Consider the following 24,761-nt stretch of genomic DNA (forward strand, 5'->3'; position numbering starts at 1 on the left):
GGCAAGCCCGCTCCCACAGGGACCTAATCGCCTTTCAGTCTTGTACTGGGGGGTTTGGGGGGCGCTTTGCCCCGGATGCTGTGAACAACAAGGAGAACCGGGATGGTCTTCTCGTCCAACGTGTTCCTGTTCCTGTTCTTGCCGATCTTCCTCGGCCTGTACTACTTGAGCGGGCAACGCTATCGCAACCTGCTACTGCTGGTCGCCAGCTACATCTTCTACGCCTGGTGGCGGGTCGACTTCCTCGCCCTGTTCGCCGGCGTGACCCTGTGGAACTACTGGATCGGCCTCAAAGTCGGCGCCGCCGGCGTGCGCACAAAACCGGCCCAGCGCTGGTTGCTGCTCGGCGTCGGTGTGGACCTTGCGATCCTCGGCTACTTCAAGTACGCCAACTTCGGTGTCGAGAGCCTCAACGCGATCATCAGCTCGTTCGGCCTGGAGCCGTTCATCCTCACCCACGTGCTGCTGCCGATCGGTATCTCGTTCTACATCTTCGAGTCGATCAGCTACATCATCGACGTGTACCGCGGCGACACCCCGGCCACCCGCAACCTGATCGACTTCGCGGCATTCGTGGCGATCTTCCCGCACCTGATCGCAGGCCCCGTGCTGCGCTTCAAGGACCTGGTCGACCAGTTCAACAACCGCACCCACACCCTGGACAAGTTCTCCGAGGGCTGCACCCGCTTCATGCAGGGCTTCATCAAGAAGGTGTTCATCGCCGACACCCTGGCGGTGGTGGCCGACCACTGCTTCGCCCTGCAGAACCCGACCACAGGTGATGCCTGGCTCGGCGCCCTGGCCTACACCGCACAGCTGTACTTCGACTTCAGCGGCTACAGCGACATGGCCATCGGCCTGGGCCTGATGATGGGCTTCCGCTTCATGGAGAACTTCAAGCAGCCGTACATCAGCCAGTCGATCACCGAGTTCTGGCGGCGCTGGCACATCAGCCTGTCGACCTGGCTGCGCGACTACCTGTACATCACCCTGGGCGGCAACCGCAAAGGCACCTTCAACACCTACCGCAACCTGTTCCTGACCATGCTGCTGGGCGGCTTGTGGCACGGTGCCAACTTCACCTACATCATCTGGGGCGCCTGGCACGGCCTGTGGCTGGCGATCGAGCGGGCGCTGGGCATCGACACCAACCCGCAGCGCTTCAACCCGGTCAAGTGGGCCTTCACCTTCCTGCTGGTGGTGGTCGGCTGGGTGATCTTCCGTGCCGAGAACCTGCACGTCGCCGCACGCATGTACGGCGCCATGTTCAGCTTCGGCGAGTGGCAGCTGTCGGAACTCAACCGCGCCCAGCTCACCGGCCTGCAGGTAGCGACCCTGGTGATCGCCTACATCACCCTGGCGTTCTTCGGCCTGCGCGACTTCTACCGCAACGCCAGGCCAACGGCGAACGCTACCCCGGTGCAGGTCAACGCCGATGGCTCGATCGGCCTGGACTGGACCCGGGTGATGAGCCGCGCCCTGATCCTGCTGCTGTTCGCGGCCTCGATCCTCAAGCTTTCGGCGCAGAGCTACTCGCCGTTCCTGTACTTCCAGTTCTGAGGCGGATGACATGAACCGGACATTACGCATTACCTATTCCTTGTCGTTCCTCGGCCTGCTGGTGGGCATGGGCGCCTGGTCCACCGGTGGCTTCGACAGCTTCCACCGTACCGAGCAGATGACCTTGCTCAACGGCAAGCTGGCCAAGGCCGCCGAGACCCACTACGACGACCAGTTCCCGATCAAGCGGCTGGGCACCAATCTCTGGGCCGCGCTGGACTTCAAGCTGTTCAACGAAGGCCGCCCGGGCGTGGTGCTGGGCCGCGACCAGTGGCTGTTCAGCGACGAAGAGTTCAAGCCCACCGCCGGTGCCGAGCAGCTGATGCAGGACAACCTGGCGCTGATCCGCGGCGTGCGCGACACCCTGCAGCAGCATGGCAGCCAACTGGTGCTGGCGATCATCCCGGCCAAGGCGCGGGTGTACGCCGAGTACATCGGCAAGGAGCAACCGGCCAGCCTGCATGACGATCTGTACAACCAGTTCCATGCCCAGGCGCGCCAGGCCAATGTGTTCGCCCCCGACCTGATGGCCGCACTGGAACAGGCCAAGGCCCGTGGCCAGGTGTTCCTGCGTACCGACACCCACTGGACGCCAATGGGCGCCGAAGTGGTAGCGCAGGCACTGGGCGAAGCGGTCAGCCGCCAGCGCCTGCTCAATGGCGAGCCGCAGACCTTCATCACCGAAGCGGGCAACACCGCCCCCTACAAGGGCGACCTGACCAACTTCCTGCCCCTGGACCCACTGTTCAGCAACCTGTTGCCGACCCCGGACAACCTGCAGCAACGCACGACCCGGCCGGCCGAGGCCGAAGGCGATGGCGGCGACGCCCTGTTCGCCGACAACCAGATCCCGGTCGCCCTGGTGGGCACCAGCTACAGCGCCAACCCGCACTGGAACTTCCTCGGTGCGCTGCAGCAGGCGCTGCACAGCGACGTCGCCAACTACGCCGAAGACGGCCACGGCCCGCTGTTGCCAATGCTCAAGTACCTGCAAAGCGATGCCTTCAAGAACGCCGCACCACAAGTGGTGGTGTGGGAATTCCCCGAACGTTATCTGCCAATGACCAACGACCTCAGCAGCTTCGACCCGCAGTGGATCGCGCAGCTGAAGAACTCCCGTCAATCCGAAGAAAACCTGGCCTTGTCGTCCACCCGGACGAACCACTGATAGAAAGAGAGGAAATGCACATGACTACCAAGACTTCCATTGCCAAAGCCCTCACCCTCGCGGCCGGCCTTTCCCTTGCTTCCATGCAGGCGTTCGCCGGCGCCGATGCCGCGCTGTACGGCCCGACCGCACCGAAAGGCTCGACCTTCGTGCGCCTGTACAACGCCACCAGCGCCCCGGCTGCAGCCAGCGTCGGCAACACCCAGATCAAGCAGGTTGGCGCCCAGGCCAGCAGCGACTTCAGCTTCCTGCCGGGTGGTGACTACACCGCTCAGGTCGGTGGCAAGAGCGTGCCGGTCAAGCTGGCTGCGGACAAGTACTACACCCTGGTCAACAACGCTGGCGGCACCCCGCAGCTGATCGAAGAACCACCGTTCAAGAACAAACAGAAAGCCCTGGTGCGGGTGCAGAACCTCAGCGACCAGGCGGTAACCCTGAAGACCGCCGACGGCAAGACCGAAGTGGTGCCATCGGTGGCCACCAAGGGCCGCGGCGAGCGTGAAATCAATCCGGTCAAGGTCAACCTGGCCTTGTTCGAAGGCAACAAGAAAGTCAGCGACCTGAAACCGGTCGCCCTGGAGCGTGGCGAAGCTGCCGTGCTGTACGTAACGGGTTCCGGCAGCAACTTGTCGCCGGTGTGGGTAACTCGCCCCGTGGCTAGCAACTGATCCCCCTGCCTCATAACGACTATTGGAGAAACATGATGATCCCGGTAATTCTTTCTGGTGGTAGCGGTTCCCGTCTGTGGCCTCTGTCGCGCAAGCAGTTCCCCAAGCAGTTCCTGGCATTGACCGGTGAACACACCCTGTTCCAGCAAACCATCGAGCGCCTGCGCTTTGACGGCATGGACGCCCCGATCGTGGTCTGCAACAAGGACCATAAGTTCATCGTCCAGGAGCAGCTCGCTGCCCTGAAGCTGGAAACCCAGGGCATCCTGATGGAGCCGTTCGGCCGCAATACCGCGCCGGCGGTGGCCATGGCGGCCATGAAACTGGTCAATGAAGGCCGCGACGAGCTGATGCTGGTGCTGCCTGCCGACCACGTGATCGATGACCAGAAAGCCCTGCAACGCGCCCTGGCCCTGGCCACCGTGGCCGCCGAGCGCGGCGAGATGGTGCTGTTCGGTGTACCGGCGACCAAGCCGGAAACCGGCTATGGCTATATCCGCTCCAGCCAGGACGCGCTGCTGCCTGAAGGTGTGGCCCGGGTCGCCCAGTTCGTCGAAAAGCCCGACGAGAAGCGCGCCGCTGAGTTCGTCTCCGCCGGTGGCTACTTCTGGAACAGCGGCATGTTCCTGTTCCGCGCCAGCCGCTTCCTCGAAGAGCTGAAGAAACACGACGCGGACATCTACGACACCTGCGTGCTGGCGCTGGAGCGCAGTGCTGGAGACGGCGATGTACTGAGCATCGACGAAGCCACCTTCGAATGCTGCCCAGACAACTCCATCGACTACGCCGTGATGGAAAAGACCCAGCGCGCCTGCGTGGTGCCAATGTCGGCCGGCTGGAGCGACGTGGGCTGCTGGTCGTCGCTGTGGGACGTGCACGAGAAGGACGATAACGGCAACGTCACCAAAGGCGATGTGGTGGTGCAGGACAGCCGCAACTGCATGATCCACGGCAATGGCAAGCTGGTGTCGGTGATCGGCCTGGAGAACATTGTCGTGGTCGAGACCAAGGACGCGATGATGATCGCCCACAAGGACAAGGTCCAGGGCGTCAAGCAGATGGTCAAGACTCTCGACGAGCAGGGCCGCAGCGAAACCCAGAACCACCTGGAAGTGTATCGCCCGTGGGGCTCGTACGACTCGGTGGACATGGGCGGCCGCTTCCAGGTCAAGCACATCACCGTCAAGCCGGGCGCCAGCCTGTCGCTGCAGATGCACCACCACCGTGCCGAGCACTGGATCGTGGTGTCCGGCACTGCCGAGGTGACCTGTGACGAGAACGTGTTCCTGCTCACCGAGAACCAGTCGACCTACATCCCGATCGCCTCGATCCACCGCTTGCGCAACCCGGGCAAGATCCCGCTGGAAATCATCGAAGTGCAGTCTGGCAGTTACCTGGGCGAGGATGACATCGAGCGCTTCGAGGACGTGTATGGGCGTACGTCGACGCCGGCTGAGCGTGGCGTGTCAGTGAAGACGATCGCGCAGTAGGAACCCCTTGTTGAAAGCCTCGCGCCCTTGGCAGGGCGCGAGGCTTTTTGTTGCTCAGCGGATCACTCAGCGCAAGTCGAGCTTCACACGTCCCTTTTCAAACCTGTAGACCTTGCCTTTCCATCTGAACGAAAAGCTGAACACAAAGGAAAGCGCCACCCCTTCTTCGTAATGGAAGTCTGAATAGTCCAGGCTGCCTTCATCCGCGGCGATCAGGCCATTGCCGACAACAGCCCTGACACCCAATACACCGTCAGTGTCTAGCCGAATGAAAGCGCCCAAGTCGGACAGGCCATATTCAAGGTCACGTTGCTGGACGATCAACAGGCTATTGGGTTTGCCATCCTGACCGTAGTTCAGGTTGATGAGGGTCGCATTGAACCCATTATTACCTTCGAGAGCAGGTTCGACCTGCGCGCCTGCTGCGCCCGTAGCCTCGTCGGTGTGCGCACGCTCCGACACTTGCAGCTCGAAGGCTCCGTCGGTCACCTTGAACGGCGTGCCCTCCCCAGACACTTCGAATTCAAAGTGCGCTTTCAGCGGGCCCGCGGCATCGTTCAAACGCTCAATGCCCAGTTCGCCATTGCTGGCATAACCCGTAAACGCCGAACCGAGATAGGCCCAGACGTCCCCTTTCTCCTGCGGCTCCATCGGGAAGGTTTTGACTTCGAGCGTTTTGGGGAAATTTATAAAGAGGAAGGGCTCATCGCCAACTGCGTTGTCATCGTACGCAGCAACTCCGCGGGGCTGAATAACAAGCGAGCTGGCGTGGAAGGGTACGCCATTGGGCAATTGGGCATTCATGTACCCCACAACCGTATACTGTTCAACCTTTACTGTTCCCATGCGTTTGTTCCCCGAAGTGGCAGTCGAATGACCAGAATCTGTGCCACGCAGTGCACAGCTGTCGACGATGCTACTGGCACGCACAGACTGTCGAAACTGATAGAAATGCTAGGTACGACGGGGGTGATACCTTGATTAACAGATACCATCGCTGATCTTCAAGCGCAGCCCATTTGACGCTAGGATGGCTGAACCGGCGATCTCGAGGTCCCAGATTCATGCTTATCGGTGCCATCCTCATCCTCACCTGGCTGGTATTGCTGCTGCGCTACCCAGCGAAAGCCCTGCCCCTTTCAATGGCTGCCGTCTGTGGCCTGGGCCTGGTTGCGCTGTGGGTCGCGTGGCAGGACACTCGCGAAACCTCGCAATTGGCGCGCCTGGACCTGCGCCTGGCCTACGCACCCGCGCAATGCCCCGCTGATCGCACCCTGCAAGTCACGATGCACAACGGCAACAAGGCCCCGCTGGTCGAACTGCGCTGGCGCGTTGCAGCGTATGCGCCGGGCGATACCGTAAACCTGGCAGAAAACACTTACAACGCACCGCGCTACCGTGGGCCGGGTGAGCTGCAGCCGGGCGCCGAGTGGAAAGACTGCCTGCCGTTGCCACCGCTGCGTTCGGGCTACCGGCCGCAGACCTTGGAATTCCGCGCGGAACACTTGCAAGGTACATTTGCCAATTAATACAGCGCCTGTTCCGGCCCATTTGCGGGCAAGCCCGCTCCCACAGGATTCGCACAGACCTCGGGCATTGTGCATGCCTGGGGGAGCGGGCTTGCCCGCCAATGGGCCGGCGAAGGCAACCTCAACGTCCCCAGAATACAGGCCCATCCATGCCCACCGTCCTGATCACCGGTTGTTCCAGCGGCATCGGCCGCGCCCTCGCCGACGCTTTCCGCGATGCCGGCCATGAAGTCTGGGCCACGGCCCGCAAGCCCGACGATGTCGAACAACTGTCCGCCGCCGGCTTCATTGCACGGCAACTGGACGTCAACGATGGCGAAGCGCTCAAGCGCCTGGCCAATGAGCTGGAAGCGCACCACGGTCGCCTCGACATCCTGATCAACAACGCCGGCTACGGCGCCATGGGGCCCTTGCTCGATGGCGGCGTAGAGGCCATGCGCCAACAGTTCGAAACCAACGTCTTCGCCGTGGTCGGCGTAACCCGCGCACTGTTCCCGCTGTTGCGTCGTGCACGCGGGTTGGTGGTGAATATCGGCAGTGTCTCGGGCGTGCTGGTCACGCCATTCGCCGGCGCCTACTGCGCGTCGAAGGCTGCCGTGCAGGCGCTCAGCGATGCCCTGCGCCTGGAGTTGGTGCCGTTCGGGATACAGGTCATGGAGGTGCAGCCGGGAGCCATTGCTTCGCAGTTCGCCGACAATGCCCAGCGCCAGGCGCAACAAATGTTCACCCCGGGCTCGCCATGGTGGCCGTTGCGTGAGTATGTTCAAGCAAGGGCGCGCGCTTCACAGGACAAGCCGACGTCCGCGCGCGAGTTCGCTCAAGGTGTGTTGAAAGCGGTACACAAATCGCCGCCACCGACGCTGGTACGCATAGGTAACGGCAGCACCGCATTGCCATTGTTGGCGCGCTGGCTGCCGCGACGGGTTTTGCATTGGGTGTTGCGCAAACGCTTTGGTTTGTTACGGCCTTTGTGATCGGGGCGATTCAGTCACTATGTTGTCGGCCACCAGGACGTTCGCCAACAACAAAACTACTCCCCATGCTGAACACTGGCAGCAATACCAGGCGCATCACCTTTGGAAGGCACTCGTGCTTGCCGTTCAAACAGAGGTACATGGCAATCGCCCCCGATCACGCCCGGTGCGGGGGCTGGGTATCGAACGCCTGCCAACCGCCGCCCAGCGCCTTGTACAAGCCAACCAGCGCCTGCGAAACCGCCGCTGAACTGTCGATCCACTGCTCTTGGCTGGCCAACAGTGCGCCCTGCACGGTCAGCACGTTGAGAAAGTCCACTGCCCCTTCCACGTATTGGCGCTGGGCGGTTTCCAGGGCGATGCGATTCTGCCGCACCGCCTCGGCCAGGTGATCACGACGCAGCTGGCTGGCGTTATACAGGCGCAGCACATCGTCGATCTCGTGCCAGGCACCGAGCACCACCTTGCGATAGTTCAGCGCCGCTTCCTGTTGCTGCGCCTCGCGCAGTTCCAAGGTGCCCTTGAGCCGGCCACCCTCGAAGATCGGCAGCGACAACTGCGGGCCGAAAGCGAAGCGACGCGAATCCCAGCCGCCGAAATCGGCCAGCTGCATGGCCTGGAAGCCGACGCTGCCAGATAGACGGATGCTTGGATAGAAGTCGGCCTTGGCCACACCAATACTCGCGGTGGCGGCATGCAGGCGCGCCTCGGCCTGGCGGATGTCCGGGCGCCGCTCGGCCAGCTCGGAGGGCAGGCCGATGGCGAACGTCTGCTGCGGCGCGGGCAGCTCTGCGCCCTGCAGCAACTCGGCCTGCAGGCTACGCGGCGGCTCGGCGGCGAGCAGGCTGAGGGCATTGATCAAGTCATCGCGCCTGGCTTCCAGGCTCGGCAGGCGCGCTTCGATGGAAGCAACCTGTGCACTGGCCTGGGCCACATCAAGACGCGTGGCAACACCTTCTGCCTGGCGATCCTGGGAAAGCTTCAGGCTATGTTCGGCGACCTTGAGGTTGTCGCGGGTCACGTCCAGGGTGTGTTGCACGGCTCGCAGCTGGATGTAATTGCCGGCGGTTTCCGCAAGCAGTGCCAGCAATACGCCGCGGCGATCGTTCTCGGCCATTTCCACGGTGGCATCGGCCGCTTCCACCTGGCGCCGCACCCGGCCCCAGAGGTCCAGTTCCCAGCCAGCGACCAAGTCGCCCTGCCAGAGGTTGAAGGCCGATTTCCCGGCGTTGCCCGATGGATCGCTCAGGCCTTCGGCGCTGTTGCGGGCACGGCTGTAACCGATGTTGGCATCCACCGACGGCGTTTCATCGGCTGCCACCGTGCTACGCAGGGCGCGGCTTTGTAGCAGGCGTGCACTGGCCATCTGCACGTCGAGGTTGTTGTCGGCCACGCGCTGGATCAACGCACTCAGCCGTGCATCGTGGAAGGTTTCCCACCAGCGCAGTTCCAGCGGCTCGGCCTGTGGCTGGCTCGCGGCGGCTTCACCCTGCAGCGCTTCCCATTGCTGCGGCGCCTGGCTGTCCGGGCGCTGGAAGTCCGGCCCGAGGGTGCAGCCGGCCAGCAGCACGGCCAGCAGCAGCGGACTCAAGCGTGCGGCAGGTTTCATCGTGTGCTCACCTCTTTGCCAGCCAGCTTGTCGCCCTGGGTATCGATGGTAGCTTCTACCGACATGCCCACACGCAGGCGTTCGAGCAGTGGCTGGCCATCATCGAAAACGATCTTCACCGGAATGCGTTGTACCACCTTGGTGAAGTTGCCGGTGGCGTTGTCCGGTTTCACCGCAGCGAAGGTCACGCCGGTGGCCGGGGCAATGCTCTCGACATGGCCCTTGAGGGTTTCGCCAGAGAAGGTATCGACGCTGATGCTCACCGGCTGGCCCGGCTGCACGTGGGTCAGCTGAGTCTCCTGGAAATTGCCGACCACGTAGGCATGCTGCAGCGGCACCACCGACAAGAGGCGGGCGCCCGGGTTGACGAAGGCGCCGACGCGCAATGCCCGCTCACCGACCATGCCGTCAACCGGCGCGGTGATGCGGGTGTAGGACAGGTCCAGCTGGGCCTTCTCCAGGCCGGCTTCGGCACGCTTCAACTGGCCATCGGCACTGGCCACCTGGGCCGTAAGGATGTCCACCTGCTTGCGGGTTGCCACCAGCGCCGCCTGGGCGTTGGCCAGCCGTGCGCGGGCCTGGTCGACCCGGCTGCGCGCCTGCTGGGCGTTCTGAACGGTGCCGGCACCCTGCTCGGCCAGGCGGCTGTAGCGGTTGACCTCGTGGTCGGCGAACGCTGCTTCAGCCTGAGCCGCCGTCACCGCCGCCTGGGCCTGGGCAATCAGTGCGGCCTGGCGCTCGAGGGTGGCGCGAGCATCGGCGCTCTGCGCCTTGGCCACCAGCAGCTGCGCCTGGGCGGCATCCAGCGCGGCCTGGTAGTCACGGGCATCGATGGTCGCCAGTAACTGGCCGGCCTGCACCTGCTGGTTGTCTTCGACCAGCACTTCCTTGATGAAGCCCGCGACCTTGGGCGCGACCACGGTGTAGTCGGCAATCACATAGGCATCGTTGGTGCTCTGCCGGTGGTCGCTGCCCAACAGCCAGGGGCCGACGATACCGGCCAGCACGGCCACGGCGAGCACCGAGCCGATGAGAAGGGTTTTGCGGTTGTTGGTCATGTTCAGTGTCTCGAATTCATCCAGGGTTCAGGCCACCGCGCGCGGCGGATAGACCCGGGTAGGCACGAAAGGAATCAGGCAGATCAGCGCCACGGCGATGCAGGCCATGACCAGGTAAAGGTCGGCCGAGGTCAGCACCAGCGCCTGGTCGTGAATGCGCTTGGCAAGGCCCACCGTGTTGCTGTCGATCAGCGGCGCGTTGCCCAAGCTGTCTACCAGGTGGTTGGAATGGAAGTGCCGGCGCAGGGTGCCCAAGGCATCCAGCAGGCCTCCGGCAATCACTGCGGCCAGGCCTTTGACGGTGTTGAACCAGCTGGAGGCGAACGGGCCTTCCTGCGGGGTCATGCCGTTGGTGGAGAGCATCAGCAGCGGCAGCACGGCCATTGGCTGGCCAAAAACCTGCAGCACGTAGAACGGGTAGAAATCACCGCGGATCCACTCGCTGGTCAGCAGGCTGCTGCCCACGCACGACACCGCCAGCATGGCCAGGCCGATGGCCAGCACCCAGCGGCAATCCACTGCCCGGATGTTGCACAACGCTGCGGTCAGTGGCAGGGCGATCAGCTGCGGCATGGCCACCAGCATCATCAGCGGGCTGGTCTGCGCCGGGCGGTAGCCCTGGATCTGCGCCAGGTACGCCGACGGAATGCTGGCCACACCGGACAGCACGATCAGCACGCCGGCCAGGGTCACCAGGGCAAAACTGAGGTTGCGCCGTTGCAGCATGCGCAGCTGGAAGAACGGCAGCGGCTCGGACCATTCGTTGTACATGAACAACACCAGCAACAGTACGCCACCGCCCAGCAACCAGCAGATCAGCGGCGAATCGAACCAGCCCCAGCGGTCACCCAGCGACAGGCCGAGGACGATGCAGCTGATGGCCGGCAGGCCGAGCAACACGCCACGCCAGTCGAACTGCTTGAAGCGTTCCAGGCGCAATGGGTCCTGCGGCAGGCCCCAACCGACACAAAACATGGCCAGCGCGGAGGGCAGGATGATTTGCCAGAACGCCCACTGCCAGCCGACGTACTCGGTCCACAGGCCAGCCAGAGGCGTACCGAGGTTGGGCCCGAAGGTGGCGGTCAGGGCATAGCAGGCCAGGCCGTAGACCTTGATGCCAGGAGGCAGGAAGCGCAGCGCCACGCTCATCAGCATCGGTGGCAATGCACCCGAGGCAAAGCCCTGGAGCACGCGCAGCAGCATCAAGCTGTGCAGGTTGGGGGCAAACGGTTGCAGTAAACCCAGCACGGCGAACACGCCCACCGCACTCATGGTGAAGCGGCGCAGGGAGAAGGTGGTGGCCAGCCACGGGGCAAAGGCCATGGCCGAGACGGAAGCTGCGCTGTACACCGCCAGCAGCCACGCCCCTTCGTCGGCACCAATACCCATGGCGCCGCGGATGTCGGCGAGGGAAATCTTGGTCACCGACTCGTTGAGGCCGGCACACAGCACTGCCAGCAACACGCCGAACAGCCCGACCACCACCCGCAAGCCGAACGCCGTCTGCGCAGGCGCGGCCGGCGCGGGGGCGGCGGCAATCGCGGCCGAAGGGGCGGACAGGGAACTCATGGAATACATCTCCAGCAACAAATTTGCGACTGGAGCAAGTCTAAGAAGGTCGAATGCTGACGAAAACTGACTTCTCGGCAGTTTTATATTGCGCCTGACGCAATCGGCTTCGATACCGAGTCGCCTGCTTCGCGGGTAAACCCGCTCCCTCAGGATCAGTGCAATGCATCAGGCCAGCGCGGGAGCGGGTTTTACCCGCGAAGCAAGCAACGCGGTATCAAGGATCGACGCTGCAGCAAGCCTTCAAGGTCTGCCGCAACCAGCGGTGGGCGGGGTCGTTATGGAAGCGCGGGTGCCAGGCCTGCAGCACTGTCACTCGCTCCAGCGGCACCGGGATTTCGAACGAGCGTAGCGGCAGGCCGAGCTTGTGCACGCTGTTGAGGATGTTGGCCGGCATCGGCAGGATCAGGTCGGAATCGGGCAGCGAGAACAATGCCGAGTGAAAACTCGGGGTAATCAGTGCCACCCGACGCTGCACCTTGAAATTGGCCAGCTCGACATCGATCGGCCCGTTGGCCCGGCCACGGCGGGAAACGCTGATCTGCGGATAACTGGCAAAGGCGTCCGGTGTGATGGGTTGGTCGAAGATCGGATGATCGCGCCGCGCCAGCCCTACATAGTAAGTCTGGAACAGGCTCTGCACCTTGATCTCCGGGCCCAGGTCGACGGTCGAGCTGATGATCAGGTCGGTGCGCCCATCGCGCAGCACGCTGTCGTCATCGCCGCCGGGGCTTTCCGGCACGAAACGCAGCACCGTGCGTGGCGCCTGTTTATGCATGCGCTGCAGCAGCTGGGCGCCATACAAGGCGATGAACAAGTCATTGGTGCGAATGTTGAAAGCGCGATCGAGCCTGGACAAGTCGACTTCATCGACGCTGCGGAACACTTCACCGGCCTGCTCCACAAGTGCCGCCACTTGTTCGCGCAGGGCCAGCGCCCGTGGCGTCGGCACCAGGCCACGGCCGGCACGCACCAGGATCGGGTCGCCCAGGGCGTCGCGGATACGCCCCAAGGTGCGGCTCATCGCCGCCGGGCTCAGGTTCATGCGCTGCGCGGCGCCCACCACGCTGCCTTCATCGAGCAAGGCATCGAGGGCGACGAGCAGGTTCATGTCCGGGAGTTGCATGGCCGTTTTCCGTTACAGCTGTGGGGAAACGCGATGTTAGCAGGTTGGCCGATTGCACCAGACGCAATGCGCTCGTGCGTGGCGGGGCATTTATTCACTGGCCGTGTTCGGCCTTAAATGAAGCATTGGCAGGTCCGGCCCTTTCGCGGGCAAGCCCGCTCCCACAGGAGCCTCACATTCTCACAACTTTGTGCACTCCCTGTGGGAGCGGGCTTGCCCGCGAAGAGGCCCGTACAGGCAACCCCTTAGCCAGCTGCAAACAAGGATCCCAGATGCCCAGCCCCGTCCTGATCGCCATCGACGCCTCCCCCGCTTCCGCTGCCCTGCTCACCCTCGCCCGCCGCTACTGCCGCCCGGGCGAACACGAACTGCACGTGTTGCTGGCCATCGACTCCACCTTCGCGGTGCACGACAAACCCGCGCCCTACACCGTTGAAGAACTGGAGGAGTATCCCGCCGCCTGCGAGGAGCAACGCCTGGGCGACCGCGCCGTGGCCGAGGCCGTACAACAGTTGCAGCAGGCCGGTTTCAGCAGCCAAGGCTGCATGGTCGCCGGGCAGCCGGTCGAGGCGATCGTCAGCAAGGCACAGGCACTGAACTGCGAGTTGATCATCATGGGCCACCGCCACCTGTCGCGGTTGGGGCGGCTGCTGGACCCGTCCATCAGCGCCAAGGTCATTGATCGGGTCGAGGTGCCGGTGCTGGTGGGGGTGGCTTACTAATACCCAGCGAAGGAACAGCCAACCCGTTCGACCCTGCCTGAGGAAATGCATCATAGCGGCTAAGCCAGTCTTGGTGTGTCAACTCGTCGATCCGGTATTAGCATTCGCAGTGCAGCCCTATGTCGCCCTCTCCCAGAAGATCTGATGGTCATGCTGGTGATGACCCTAGGTACGTATCAATGGCCCCGCATCGCGGGGCCATTGCTTTTGCGCATCGCGCTTGCTGGCGACACGAAAAGGCATTGTGCAGCGCGAGCTAAATCAGCTCATGACATCACCTCCCTACCTCGCTGTAGTCCAATTCCTAACGACAGAGGTAGGCTCAACATCAGTTCCGGTTAGCTCTCATTTGGCTTTACCACCACCGTACAGGTCGTCCCCGCCGCCAGCACAAACCCGTCCGGCACCTCATCGATATGAATCCGCACCGGCACCCGCTGTGCCAGGCGCACCCAGTTGAAGGTCGGGTTCACATCGGCGATCAGCTCGCGGCTCTGTGGGTTGTCGCGGTCGTAGATGCCGCGGGCGATGCTCTCCACGTGCCCCTTGATGCGTTCGCCACTCATCATCTGCAGCTCGGCCTGGTCGCCTACTTTCACGTGCGGCAACTTGGTTTCCTCGAAGAAGCCGTACACCCAGAACGAGTTCTCGTCGACCACCGCCATCACCGCTTCGCCGGTGCGCGCATAGTCACCCTTGTGGATGTTCAGGTTGGTCACGTAACCGTCCACCGTAGCAACGATATGGGTGCGCTTGAGGTTCAGCTCGGCGGCCGCCAGCGCTGCCTGGGCCTGCTGGTAATCGGCAAGGGCGGAGTTGGCGATGTTGCTGGCGTCGTCGCGGTTTTCCTTCGAGATCACCAGGTTGTCCATGTCGGCGCGGCGCTTGGCGTTGACCTTGCGCATTTCCCAGGTGGCCTTGCGCGAAGCGACCAGGGCCTTGGCCTGGTCGACCGCCAGCTGGTAGTGCTCGGGGTCGATCTGGATCAGCAGGTCGCCCTTCTTCACCCGCTGGTTGTCCTTGACCGGCACGTCCACCACATAACCGGGCACATCGGCGGCGACGTTGATGATGTCGGCGCGCACGCGGCCGTCGCGGGTCCACGGCGTGGTCATGTAGTGCAACCACAACTGGCGACCAATCACCACGGCAGCGGTCAGCACCAGCAGGGTGGCGATCAGGCTGAAGAACTTTTTCATCGAAGGATTCTCACCAGTAGAGCGACAGCGCCAGGGCGCCGAACAGGCAGACGAACAGGCTCAGGCGCAGCAGCGCCGGATGCCAGAAGAAGCGGTAGCCATCATGGCTGGCGATGAACCGGTCCAGGCCCCAGGCCAGGCCCAGGGCAAACAGGAACATCAGGGTCATGGTGGGCATGTACACGCCATGGAAGGCGATCTCACGGGGCATGCTTTCACGGAACATGGTGCAATCCTTTCGCCGGTGCCAGCGGCGACTGTGGGTCCAGCAGGGAAGAACGGATGAAGTGCAGGTAGCTCTGCGCGCGGCGCAGCACCGAGGTGTCGAAGTGCCGGGCAAAAGGTTCGTCGGTGGCCTGCACGCGGGCGATGGCGTGGTCCACCGCGACCAGGGCGCGCTCGTGGTTGCTGGCGTTGGGCTGCAGGAACAGGCGAGCCAGGGCGCGGCCCATGACGCGAATGGCCTGGCGCCACGGCTGCGATTCGGCGTAGGCCGGGTGGATCGGCGCGCGGGCCTGCTCCTTGCGCAACTCGATGACGGCGTGGCCAACCTCCAGTACGGTGAACATCCAGCCCATCAGCTGGCTCTGCACCTGCGGCTTGCCGGCGGCCAAGCCATAGGCCTGGTGCAGCAGGTCACGGGTGCGGCTTTCGAAGGCCGAACCGATGCCGCGCAGGCGCCCGCTGATGGCGAACAGCACCTGCTCGCGCAGCTCCTGCTCCAGGCGGCTCCACAGCCAGCGGCTGTTCGGCGGCAGAATGATCGCCCCCGCCGCGGCGCAGACGAACATGCCGATGACCATGCCGATGTAATCGTTGATGAAGCTGTACGGGTCGTAGACGGTCAGGTTGTTCGGCACCGAACCGATGGCGAAGAACACCAGCAGGCCGATGCCGTAACCGGCGTACGCCGGCCGCGACGACAGAAACGCACCGAGCACGAAGACGGGGGCCAGGACCATGCACAGCAGCGGGAAGCCGTCGATCCAGGGGAAGACGAAGAAGGTTTCGAAGAAACCGATGAAGGCACCGATCGCCGTGCCGCAAGCCATCTGGAACGACATGCGCTTGGGGTTTGGCGAGGCGGCCGAAAGGCCCACGGTGACGGTGGCGATCAGGGTCATCATGGCGCCGCTGGGCCAGTCGCTCATCAGCCAATAGCTACCCAGCAGCAACAGCACCGCCGACGCCCGCACACCGGCGGCCAGCGACACCAGCCAGCTGGTCTGCGCCACATAGGGCTCGTCCCACTGCTCGCGCTCGTGCTTGTGCGCGGCCAGCGAAGCGTGGGTTTCGGCGTAGCTGTACATCTCGTCGACGAAGCGGTAGAGCAGCTCGAACGCGGTATGGAAGTCGAGCAGATCGGATTCGCTGGGGCCGGTTGCTACATAGTCGGCACGCAGGCCACGCACCTGCGCTTGCAGGCCCTCTTTGTAGGCCGCCAGTTCCAGGGTCAGGCGCAGCGCATCGGCGTCGGTCAGCGCCCGGCCCACATAGGGCTGCAACAGCTCCACCAAGGTGTTCAGCCCCGGCTCGATGGCACCGACGATCTGCAGCGGACCACGGGCGCGAAGGCGCTCCAGCAAGCGATGCAGGGCGTTGAAGCGCGTGGTGATGGCCATGAACTCACTGTTCATGCGTACCAGGCGGCCAGAGCGTCGACGCATGTGCGGGTCTTCGAAGGCGGTGACGTTACGCAGGCTCTCCAGCCCCACCGCTTCGGCGACGAAGCGCACGTTGCTGGTCTCGAAACGGTCACGCTGGCTATCACCGCGCAGGGCTTCCACCACCACCCCGGCAAACACACCGAAGCGCTGGTACAGGGCGTTGCGCATGGCGGCACTGGCCGACTGCGGCAGGATCGCGGCGCTGACGAACGTCGACACCAGGATGCCCAGGGCAATTTCAAGCACCCGCCATACGGCCGCCATGAACGCCTGGTCAGGGTGCTGCAGCACTGGCAGGCCGATCATTGCCGCGGTGTAGCCGGCGAGGACGAAGCCATAGGCGCGGAAGGTGCGGTAGCGCATGGCGCCGGCCGAGCAAAGGCCGACCCACACCGCCAGGCTGGGCAGGAACAGCTCGGTGTTCTGCGGGAAGATCGCGATCAGCGCGACCATCATCGCCGAGCCAGCCAGGGTGCCGAGCACCCGATAGAAACTCTTGGCGAACACATGCCCGCTCTGCGGCTGCATGACGATGAAGACGGTGATCATCGCCGTACGCGGTTGCGGCAGCTCCAGGCGCATGGCCAGCCACAGGGTGATAAAGGCTGCCGCCAGCACCTTGAAGATGTAGACCCAGGTCACCCCATCGGTACGCGCCCAGGCGAAGAAGCCCCGGCGCCATTCGAGGCTTTGCAGCCAGCGCACGGGCAAACTGGAAGTGCTCATTCGGCGTTATCCGGCTTCTTGTCGAAAATGGCCAGGGTGGCCGGGGTTTTCGGCGCGCCCTGGCGTTCTTCCTTCGGCACGTCCTGGCCGGCCTGCAGGCCGCCGCCCAGGGCGGTGACCAGTTCGGCATGGGCGATCAGGCGTGCGGCCTGCACCTGCTGCTGCACCTGCTGCTGGCGGAACAGCAAAGTCTGCGCATTGAGCACATTGAGGTAGTCGGTCAGGCCGCGCTGGAAGGCCACCGTGGCGATGTCATAGGTCTTCTGCGCAGCAGCCACCGACTCGGCGGCGAAATGCGACTGTTCCTTCATCGACTCGCGGCGGATCAGCTGGTCGGAAATGTTCTTCAGCGCGCCGACCACGGTCTGGTTGTACCGCGCCACCGCCACGTCATAGCCCGCCGAGGCAACGCCCAGCTGCGAGCGCAGGCGGCCACCGTCGAAGATCGGCAGGCTGATCGCCGGGCCAACGTTGTAGTTGAACTTGCGCCCGGTCAGGAACTCCAGCGGGCCACCACCGGTGGCCATGAAGCCCAGGCTGCCGACCAGGTCGACGTTGGGGAAGAACCCGGCGTGGGCGACATCGATGCCACGTGCCTGGGCCGCGACCTGCCAGCGGCTGGCGACCACGTCCGGGCGCTGGCCGACCAGTTCGGCAGGCAGGTTCGATGGCAGCTTAAGCGGCGCCGCGAGCGCCAGGGTCGGCCGCTGCAACTGCGCGCCCTCCCCCGGGCCTTTACCGGCCAGCGCCGCGAGCTGGTTGCGGGTCAGGGCGATTTCTTCATCAAGGCTGTCGAGTTGGCGATGGGTTTCGGGCAGCGGTGCCTCGGCCTGGCTGACCTCGAAATGGGTGCCGATGCCGCCGTCCAAACGACGCTTGGCCAAGGCCAGGATTTGCTCTTGCTGTTCAAGCTCGGCCTTGACGATGTCGCGCTGGGCGAAATGCAGGCTCAGCTGAATGTAGGCACGTACCACGTTGTTCTGCAGTTCCAGCTGGGCCTGGCGAGCCTCGGCCACGCTCATGTGGGCCTGGTCCACTGCCTGCTCGCTGGCATTGCGCTCACGGCCCCACAGGTCCAGCGCGTAGCTGAAGCCGAAGGCGGCATTGTTGTCCCAGGTGTTGGCACCCGACAGCGCGCCTGGGCCATAGAACTGATCCTCGGGCCAGTTGTGCCGCTTGAGCGTGGCATCACCATTGACCTGGAGCTTTTCCGCCGACTCGACCACACCGGCCATGGCTTTGGCTTCACGCACACGCGCTGCCGCCATGGCTAGGCTTGGGCTACCGGCTACCGCCAGGTCGATCCAACGGTCAAGTTGCGGGTCGCCATAGGCGTGCCACCACCGCTGGTCAGGCCAGTGCGCGTCGCTGGCCGCTTCGCGAATGGCCGCGTCGGTGCTCAAGGTGTTGGCTTGCAAGGTCTTGCTTTGCGGGGCGATACCCCAGGTTCCGATACAGCCGCTCAAGGTGAGACTAAGGGCACAGGCACTGAACACTTGAAGCGTTCTGATGATGCGACGCGGCACAGCTGCGATTTCCCGAGGAAGAGGTGGAGGGGCCGGGCAATTCTAGGGGGCCGCCGCACTGGCGATAAGCGCATATTCCTGCGAATCTTTGTTACCGAAACAGCGATAATCCGGCTTTGGTCGAACGCACATTCGCGTTACTTCGTGACACAATTTTGTCCTCTACCTTGAGAGTGACCCATGGACACCCTGCAAAACATGCGTGCTTTCAGTTGCGTAGCCCAGCTAGGCAGCTTTACCGCTGCTGCGGCGCAACTGGATACGACCACCGCGAACGTGTCGCGGGCGGTCTCCAACCTGGAAGCCCATCTGCAAACCCGGCTGCTCAACCGCACGACCCGGCGCATCGCCCTGACCGAGGCGGGCAAGCGATACCTGATGCGCTGTGAACAGATCCTCACCTACGTCGAAGAAGCCGAAGCCGAAGCCAGCGACGCCCATGCGCGGCCTGCCGGCCAGCTGAAGGTGCATTCGATGACCGGGGTCGGCCAGCACTTCGTGGTCGATGCCATCGCCCGCTACCGCGAGTCGCACCCGGATGTGACCTTCGACCTGACCATGGCCAACCGGGTGCCCGACCTGCTCGACGAGGGCTACGACGTGTCCATCGTGCTGGCCACCGAGCTGCCGGACTCGGGCTTCGTGTCGCAGCGCCTGGGCATCACCTACAGCATTGTCTGCGCCTCGCCTGAGTACGTGGCCAAGCACGGTTTTGCGCACAAGCCGGTCGACCTGCTCAAGCACGCCTGCCTGCGCATGGTCAGCCCGGTGATCCCGCTGGAAAAATGGCTGTTCGACGGCCCGGAAGGCCAGGAACTGGTGAACATCACCAGCTCGCCGTTCCAGGTCAACTCGGCGGATGCGATGAAAACCGCAATCCGCAGTGGCATGGGCATGGGCGTGCTGCCGATCTACTCGGTGATCGATGGCTTGCGCGACGGCAGCCTGGTGCGAGTGATGCCGGAGTACCGGCTGCAGGAGCTGAACCTGTATGCCATCTACCCTTCGCGCCAGTACCTGGATGCCAAGATCAAGACCTGGGTCGAGTACCTGCGCAACTCGTTGCCAGAGATTCTGGCGGCCCATGAAGCCGACCTGAAAACCCATGAACTGCTGATCGCCAACTGAAAAAGCTGCTGCACGGCGGCGGTGGACAATGGTAGGTTGCTAACCAATCAACCCCATCCACCGCCCTGAGAAGTTGCCCGATGAAAAAAACCGTCCTGGCCTTCAGCCGCATCACCCCGGCCATGGCCGAGCGCCTGCAGCAAGACTTCAACGTGATCGTGCCGAACCCCAAGCTCGGCGACATCAGCGCCCAGTTCAATGAGGCCCTGCCCGAGGCCCACGGCCTGATCGGTGCCGGCCGCAAGCTCGGCCGCGCGCAACTCGAAGGCGCGGGCAAGCTCGAAGTGGTGTCCAGCGTCTCGGTCGGCTACGACAACTACGACGTCGACTATTTCAACGAGCGTGGTATCGCCCTTACCAACACCCCCGACGTGCTCACCGAAAGCACCGCGGACCTTGGCTTCTCGCTGATCATGGGCTGCGCCCGCCGCACCGCCGAGCTCGACGCCTGGACCAAGGCTGGCAACTGGCAGGCCACGGTCGCACCGATGCACTTCGGTAGCGATGTGCATGGCAAGACACTGGGCATCGTCGGCCTGGGCAACATCGGCGCGGCTATCGCCCGGCGTGGCCGCTTCGGCTTCAACATGTCGATCCTGTATGCCGGCAACAGCCGCAAGGGTGCGCTGGAGCAGGAACTGGGCGCCCAATACCGCAGCCTCGACCAGTTGCTGGCCGAGTCCGACTTCGTCTGCCTGGTGGTGCCGCTGTCCGATGCCACGCGCAAGCTGATCGGCGCCCGTGAATTGAAGCTGATGAAACCGAGCGCGTTCCTGATCAACATCGCCCGGGGCCCGGTGGTCGACGAAACGGCGCTGATCGAAGCGTTGCAGAACGGCAGCATTCGTGGCGCCGGCCTTGATGTGTACGAGAAAGAGCCGCTGAGCGAATCGCCGCTGTTCAAGCTGCCCAACGCGCTGACCTTGCCGCACATCGGCTCGGCAACGGCCGAAACCCGTGAGGCCATGGCCAACCGGGCGATGGAAAACCTGCGTGCGGCGTTGCTCGGTGAGCGGCCGCGGGACCTGGTGAATCCGCAGGTGTGGAAGGGCTGACAATGCGCTAGCGCCTGTAACGGCCTGTTCACGGCTGAAGCCGCTCCTGCAGGGACCGCGCAATAGCTGTGGGGCGGCCGGTACAGGCAACACATTTCATCTGGGCTGCCGCCGCCTGCCCAGTACCTTGCGCACCACATAGCGCGGCCGATGCTTGGTTTCCTGGTAGACCCGCCCGACATACTCCCCCAGTATGCCGATGCCGATCAGCTGCACCCCGCCAAGAAACAAGATCGCCGTCATCATCGAGGGATAGCCCGGCACATCATTGCCGTGCAGCATCTTGTCGACCAGCATGTACACGGCAAAGGCAAAGGCGAACAGCGACACCCCTGCGCCCACGTAGCTCCACAGCCGCAACGGCACGGTGCTGAACGAGGTGATGCCGTCCAGTGCCAGGTTCCACAAACGCCAGAAACTGAACTTGCTGTTGCCCGCCGCACGTTCCGGCCGGTCGTATTCGACGATCGCGGTGCGAAAGCCCACCCACGACAGCACGCCCTTCATGAACAGCTGCTGCTCGGGCAACTGCCGGATCGCGGTCACCACCTTGCGGTCGAGCAGGCGGAAATCGCCCACGTTTTCTTCGATAGGGGTCGAGGCGATGCGATTGTGAAGGCGGTAGTAGAAGCGCGCGCTCCAGCGCTTGAGCGGCGTGTCGGCGGCCCGGCTGCGGCGCTTGGCCAGCACCACGTCGGCGCCCTCCTGCCAAAGCGTGAGCATCTGCGCAATGACGTCGATAGGGTCTTGCAGATCGACATCGATCGGCACCATGGCATCGCCTTCGGCATATTCAAGGCCAGCGAACAACGCCGACTCCTTGCCGAAATTGCGCGAAAAATTGATCACTGTGACCCACTCGTCCCGCGCTGCCAGCTCCGCGCAGATGTCTTCGCTGGCATCGCTGCTGCCGTCGTTGACGAACAGGATCTCCACCGTCACGCCCTGTAGCGTCGGCTCATTGCGCACCGCATGATAGAAGCGTTGCAGAGTGTCCTGCTCGTTGTACACCGGCACGATCAGAGTAATGTTCATGGCGCCCTCGTTCTGAAAACCACCCCGCGTGTAAAGCAATACCCCACTACCAGGCTGGCTGCCGAAAATGTCAGCAATATCACGCCAGGCCACAGGTCTGCCCAATCCGCAACGGCCCCCAGCACAAGGCTGAAGCTGCCCATTCCAAAGAGAAAAATGATGTACCCCCGCCCTGTCGGCCTGACTGCAAAGGTGTAGCGAGCATTGACCAGGTATGACAGGCTCGATGCCACTACGAAGGCTGAGAAGTTGCTCTGCGCCTGGCTCAGCCCAAGTGCAAGGTGCAGCGACAGGAACACCCCCCAGTGCACCAGCGTGTTGCCGATGCCGACCAGCCCGTAGCGAGCGAATCGACGCATGTTCAATGCCCTCCGGCAGGCGCAGGTGGCACCTTGAACAACACATAGGCAGCGTCGCCCAGCAAATGGATGTCATACAGTTGTCTGACCAACTGCGGTGACGGGCTGGCAGCCAATACCTGTTCGCGACTGAGCGGTGGCGGCTGGTAAAAGGTATGAAGCTGGTCGATACCGACCAGCGGCAGCATCTCCGGCAACATCACGAAATTGTTAGGGTTGATCCGCTCCAGCACCGGCAAGTTGCGCAGCGTCCCTTTGGCCGCTGGCAACCAAAGCCTGGCTTGCCAGTAATCGAGCAGGTAGTACTGCCTGGCAGGCAACGATGACAGGTCATGCGCCACCGACTGACTCACAGACTGAAGCAAGGTTTTTTGCCACAGCAGAACTCGGCCATAGGCAAACGATACAGACAGCATGGCCACCGCCGTCAGCACCAGCACTCCCAAACGCAAGCGCGGTAGAGCAGACAATGCATCGTGTACTAAGTACAGCAACAGGGCCAGGACAGCACCGAGGCCCATCAACGCGCGCGGGTCAGGGGAAAAATCCCTTAGCACCAGCATCACGCCAGGTACACACAGCACCAGCAGCGCCATCGGCAGCAGCAGGAACGCCACCAGCCCCAAGCGTTCACCCGCGCCGTAGGGCTGCAACCAGACGATTCGGATTTGCCTGCCCAGCCCTCCGAGCGCCAGTATGCCCAGGCCAATGGCCCCCCAGAATATCCAGGGCGTGATCAGCAAGTTGACCACCTCTGCCGTGGCCGCAAGGTGTCGCAAGATGGCCGCCGGCCAGTGGTCATCGACCGCGAGCAACTCCGCGCGCCCACGGAGCACCATCCAGTTGCAGGTGAAGTAATAGAAACCACACCCCACCAGCAGCTGGCCCAAGCGCAAGGCGGCGTATCGGCAAATCCTCGCCAGCCGATGGCCATCCATGACCTGACGCATCACCTCGATGCAGCACAAGCCTGCAAAAACGTTCACGGTCGGCTGATAAAGTGCAGCCCCCAGCGCCACAAGAAGGCTGCCGAGCAGAAACCGAGCCGGCCACGCGCGGCCCAGAATGATCGCCCAGACACTGAGAACCAGCGCCAGCGCCATGGACGCGCTATCGTACTGGTAGGACAAGTTCTGCAGGAACATGGGCTGCATCCACAAGGGCAGCACCACCAGTACCGCACTGGCCGTTGGTAACCCGAACCAGTGCCGGGCAAGGCACGCCAGCGCATGTGCGGCGACGAGGGTCGCCACGATCAGCGGCAACGGGTAGACGTTCACCGCATCAGCCCCGAAGCTGAACAGCATATGCATTGTCACTGCCAGCGGGCGACCGACCGCCTCCCAGTCATTACGCGCCAGTTGCTGGCGCGCGTAGTCGTCAAGTGCCGGCAAGTCCGCCATCAGCAGCGGCACAATCTGCAACAGCAAAGCGGCTGAGCACAGTAACCAGCGTTGTGTGCCCGTCAGCGGCGTGTTCCATGACATCGTCGGTTCCCCCCAGGGATACACGGCGAAGTCTAGTCAGACTGCCCGAATGCACATCTGACATTTTTGCCAGTTGCAAAACTGCGCTAACGCGCCAAGGCCACACCCTGTGGACGTGCAGGCTTGCGAAACACCAGCACGTTCCCCACCATCACCGCCACCAGCCCCAGCAGCGCCGGTGTCGTCCACTGATAGCCTTCGGCAAAGGCCGACACGTTCAGCGCCACCAGCGGAAACAGCACGGTGCAGTATGCCGCCCGCTCCGGCCCCATGCGCCCGACCAGGGTCAGGTAGGCGGTGAAGCCGATCACCGAGCCAGGGATGACCAGGTACAGCAACGAGCCGATGTAGCGGGCGTTCCATTCCATGGCGAACGGGATACCGCTGAGCAGGCAGTACACCGCCAGCATCGACGCACCATAGACCATGCCCCAGGCATTGGTGGTCATGGGCTTGAGCCCGGCCTTCTGCTGCATGCTCGAGAGCATGTTGCCGGCCGAGAAGCACAGTGTGCCGAGCAGAGCCAGGCCCAGCCCATAGAGGGTTTCACGGCTGGCCGAGTGATGCGAAAGCTCGGGCCAGAACAGCAGGCCCAGGCCGAGCAAGCCAAGCGCACCACCACCGAGGACATTGCTGGCGATCTTCTGGCCGAAGAAGACCCGGGCGTTGAGGGCATTCCACAAGGTGGCGGTCGAGAACACCACGGCGATCAGGCCACTGGCAACCCACTGACTGGCGGTGAGGAAGCACATGAAGTTGACGCAGAACAGGCACAGTCCCTGGGCCAGGCAGATCAGGTGACCACGCCGCCCCATCGGCTGCAGGCGGCGGGTGAGCAGAAGCATGGCGAACAGGATCAACCCGGCCAGGGCGAAGCGGTAGACGATCGACACCGGGATGGCGACCACGCCCAATTGCAGTTTCAGGGCGATCCAGGTGGTGCCCCAGATCAGGACGGTGAGCAGGTAAAGGGACAGGTTCATGGCGGCGGTTCCTTGGGCCTTTCGATTTCGGTATCTGGCTTTTTGCGGGCAAGCCCGCTCCCACAGGGATCAGCAGTGTTCTGCCGATCGGTGTTTACCCGCTTGCACAAACTTGCGCTTTTG

At 63.4% G+C, this 24,761-nt stretch carries 22 protein-coding genes; 9 read left to right on the plus strand and 13 right to left on the minus strand.

What is annotated here, in order from left to right:
• Positions 1–102 precede the first annotated feature (102 nt).
• Genes H040_RS20615 through H040_RS20630 form a run of 4 tightly spaced genes read left to right on the plus strand, consistent with a single transcriptional unit; the run spans position 103 to position 4,886 of the window.
• Positions 103–1,560, plus strand: coding sequence for an MBOAT family O-acyltransferase (locus H040_RS20615; protein ID WP_027918478.1), 1,458 nt, complete (start codon positions 103–105; stop codon positions 1,558–1,560).
• Positions 1,561–1,570: 10 nt separating this feature from the next.
• Entirely contained in the window at positions 1,571–2,728 is a 1,158-nt protein-coding gene (locus H040_RS20620) for an alginate O-acetyltransferase (RefSeq protein ID WP_027918477.1), read from the plus strand.
• A gap of 20 nt (positions 2,729–2,748) precedes the next feature.
• Positions 2,749–3,396, plus strand: coding sequence for an alginate O-acetyltransferase AlgF (locus tag H040_RS20625; protein WP_027918476.1), 648 nt, complete (start codon positions 2,749–2,751; stop codon positions 3,394–3,396).
• A 35-nt stretch (positions 3,397–3,431) separates the two neighbouring features.
• The gene (locus H040_RS20630) at positions 3,432–4,886 is read left to right on the plus strand and encodes a mannose-1-phosphate guanylyltransferase/mannose-6-phosphate isomerase (RefSeq protein ID WP_027918475.1); all 1,455 of its coding nucleotides are present in this window, start codon (positions 3,432–3,434) and stop codon (positions 4,884–4,886) included.
• 66 nt (positions 4,887–4,952) lie between these two features.
• Here the strand turns inward: H040_RS20630 and H040_RS20635 are convergent, their stop codons facing one another.
• Positions 4,953–5,690 (minus strand): hypothetical protein, encoded by a 738-nt coding sequence (locus H040_RS20635; protein ID WP_143512531.1) that lies wholly within the window; start codon positions 5,688–5,690, stop codon positions 4,953–4,955.
• Positions 5,691–5,950: 260 nt separating this feature from the next.
• On the opposite strand from H040_RS20635, the gene H040_RS20640 reads away from it, so the two are divergent.
• Both H040_RS20640 and H040_RS20645 read left to right on the plus strand, forming a co-directional pair.
• The gene (locus H040_RS20640) at positions 5,951–6,415 is read left to right on the plus strand and encodes a hypothetical protein (protein WP_027918473.1); all 465 of its coding nucleotides are present in this window, start codon (positions 5,951–5,953) and stop codon (positions 6,413–6,415) included.
• A 149-nt stretch (positions 6,416–6,564) separates the two neighbouring features.
• Positions 6,565–7,389 carry an SDR family oxidoreductase gene (locus H040_RS20645; RefSeq protein WP_027918472.1) on the plus strand — a complete coding sequence of 275 codons (825 nt, stop codon included), beginning with the start codon at positions 6,565–6,567 and terminating at the stop codon, positions 7,387–7,389.
• A 157-nt stretch (positions 7,390–7,546) separates the two neighbouring features.
• Here H040_RS20645 and H040_RS20650 read toward each other — a convergent pair whose 3' ends face one another.
• The 4 genes from H040_RS20650 to H040_RS20665 form a co-directional block, all read right to left on the minus strand.
• Positions 7,547–8,998 (minus strand): efflux transporter outer membrane subunit, encoded by a 1,452-nt coding sequence (locus H040_RS20650; RefSeq protein WP_027918471.1) that lies wholly within the window; start codon positions 8,996–8,998, stop codon positions 7,547–7,549.
• Complete coding sequence (locus tag H040_RS20655) at positions 8,995–10,056, minus strand: HlyD family secretion protein (protein WP_027918470.1); 1,062 nt, start codon at positions 10,054–10,056, stop codon at positions 8,995–8,997. Before H040_RS20655 ends, H040_RS20650 begins: the two co-directional genes overlap by 4 nt.
• Positions 10,057–10,083: 27 nt before the next feature.
• Positions 10,084–11,625 carry an MFS transporter gene (locus tag H040_RS20660; protein ID WP_027918469.1) on the minus strand — a complete coding sequence of 514 codons (1,542 nt, stop codon included), beginning with the start codon at positions 11,623–11,625 and terminating at the stop codon, positions 10,084–10,086.
• Between the two features lie 217 nt (positions 11,626–11,842).
• Complete coding sequence (locus tag H040_RS20665) at positions 11,843–12,751, minus strand: LysR family transcriptional regulator (RefSeq protein ID WP_027918468.1); 909 nt, start codon at positions 12,749–12,751, stop codon at positions 11,843–11,845.
• Between the two features lie 272 nt (positions 12,752–13,023).
• On the opposite strand from H040_RS20665, the gene H040_RS20670 reads away from it, so the two are divergent.
• A complete protein-coding gene (locus H040_RS20670; protein WP_027918467.1) occupies positions 13,024–13,473 on the plus strand; it encodes a universal stress protein in 450 nt (149 codons plus the stop codon).
• Between the two features lie 338 nt (positions 13,474–13,811).
• Here the strand turns inward: H040_RS20670 and H040_RS20675 are convergent, their stop codons facing one another.
• From H040_RS20675 to H040_RS20690, 4 genes are read right to left on the minus strand one after another with little or no spacing between them, the layout of a single operon-like run.
• Positions 13,812–14,672: an efflux RND transporter periplasmic adaptor subunit gene (locus H040_RS20675; RefSeq protein ID WP_027918466.1), complete on the minus strand. Its 861-nt coding sequence runs from the start codon at positions 14,670–14,672 to the stop codon at positions 13,812–13,814.
• Between the two features lie 10 nt (positions 14,673–14,682).
• Positions 14,683–14,883, minus strand: coding sequence for a DUF1656 domain-containing protein (locus tag H040_RS20680; protein WP_008097766.1), 201 nt, complete (start codon positions 14,881–14,883; stop codon positions 14,683–14,685).
• Positions 14,884–14,887: 4 nt separating this feature from the next.
• Positions 14,888–17,065: an FUSC family protein gene (locus H040_RS20685; RefSeq protein WP_027918465.1), complete on the minus strand. Its 2,178-nt coding sequence runs from the start codon at positions 17,063–17,065 to the stop codon at positions 14,888–14,890.
• The gene (locus tag H040_RS20690; RefSeq protein WP_027918464.1) at positions 17,062–18,591 is read right to left on the minus strand and encodes an efflux transporter outer membrane subunit; all 1,530 of its coding nucleotides are present in this window, start codon (positions 18,589–18,591) and stop codon (positions 17,062–17,064) included. Before H040_RS20690 ends, H040_RS20685 begins: the two co-directional genes overlap by 4 nt.
• Before the next feature lie 180 nt (positions 18,592–18,771).
• On the opposite strand from H040_RS20690, the gene H040_RS20695 reads away from it, so the two are divergent.
• Together H040_RS20695 and H040_RS20700 are read left to right on the plus strand one after the other, a co-directional pair.
• Entirely contained in the window at positions 18,772–19,719 is a 948-nt protein-coding gene (locus tag H040_RS20695) for a LysR family transcriptional regulator (RefSeq protein ID WP_027918463.1), read from the plus strand.
• 80 nt (positions 19,720–19,799) lie between these two features.
• The gene (locus tag H040_RS20700) at positions 19,800–20,774 is read left to right on the plus strand and encodes a 2-hydroxyacid dehydrogenase (protein WP_027918462.1); all 975 of its coding nucleotides are present in this window, start codon (positions 19,800–19,802) and stop codon (positions 20,772–20,774) included.
• A 96-nt stretch (positions 20,775–20,870) separates the two neighbouring features.
• On the opposite strand, the gene H040_RS20705 is transcribed toward H040_RS20700, so the two are convergent.
• From H040_RS20705 to H040_RS20720, 4 genes are all read right to left on the minus strand, one after another.
• Positions 20,871–21,809, minus strand: a complete 939-nt coding sequence (locus H040_RS20705; protein WP_027918461.1) for a glycosyltransferase family 2 protein — start codon at positions 21,807–21,809, stop codon at positions 20,871–20,873.
• A complete protein-coding gene (locus H040_RS20710; RefSeq protein WP_033696121.1) occupies positions 21,806–22,168 on the minus strand; it encodes a GtrA family protein in 363 nt (120 codons plus the stop codon). The genes H040_RS20705 and H040_RS20710 overlap by 4 nt, the downstream gene beginning before the upstream one ends.
• Positions 22,169–22,170: 2 nt before the next feature.
• Positions 22,171–23,679, minus strand: a complete 1,509-nt coding sequence (locus H040_RS20715) for a glucosyltransferase domain-containing protein (protein WP_143512530.1) — start codon at positions 23,677–23,679, stop codon at positions 22,171–22,173.
• 62 nt (positions 23,680–23,741) lie between these two features.
• Positions 23,742–24,638: a DMT family transporter gene (locus tag H040_RS20720; protein WP_027918458.1), complete on the minus strand. Its 897-nt coding sequence runs from the start codon at positions 24,636–24,638 to the stop codon at positions 23,742–23,744.
• Positions 24,639–24,761 lie beyond the last annotated feature (123 nt).

Origin of the sequence: Pseudomonas sp. URMO17WK12:I7 (assembly GCF_003269045.1) — a bacterium.
Taxonomy (GTDB): domain Bacteria; phylum Pseudomonadota; class Gammaproteobacteria; order Pseudomonadales; family Pseudomonadaceae; genus Aquipseudomonas; species Aquipseudomonas putida_J.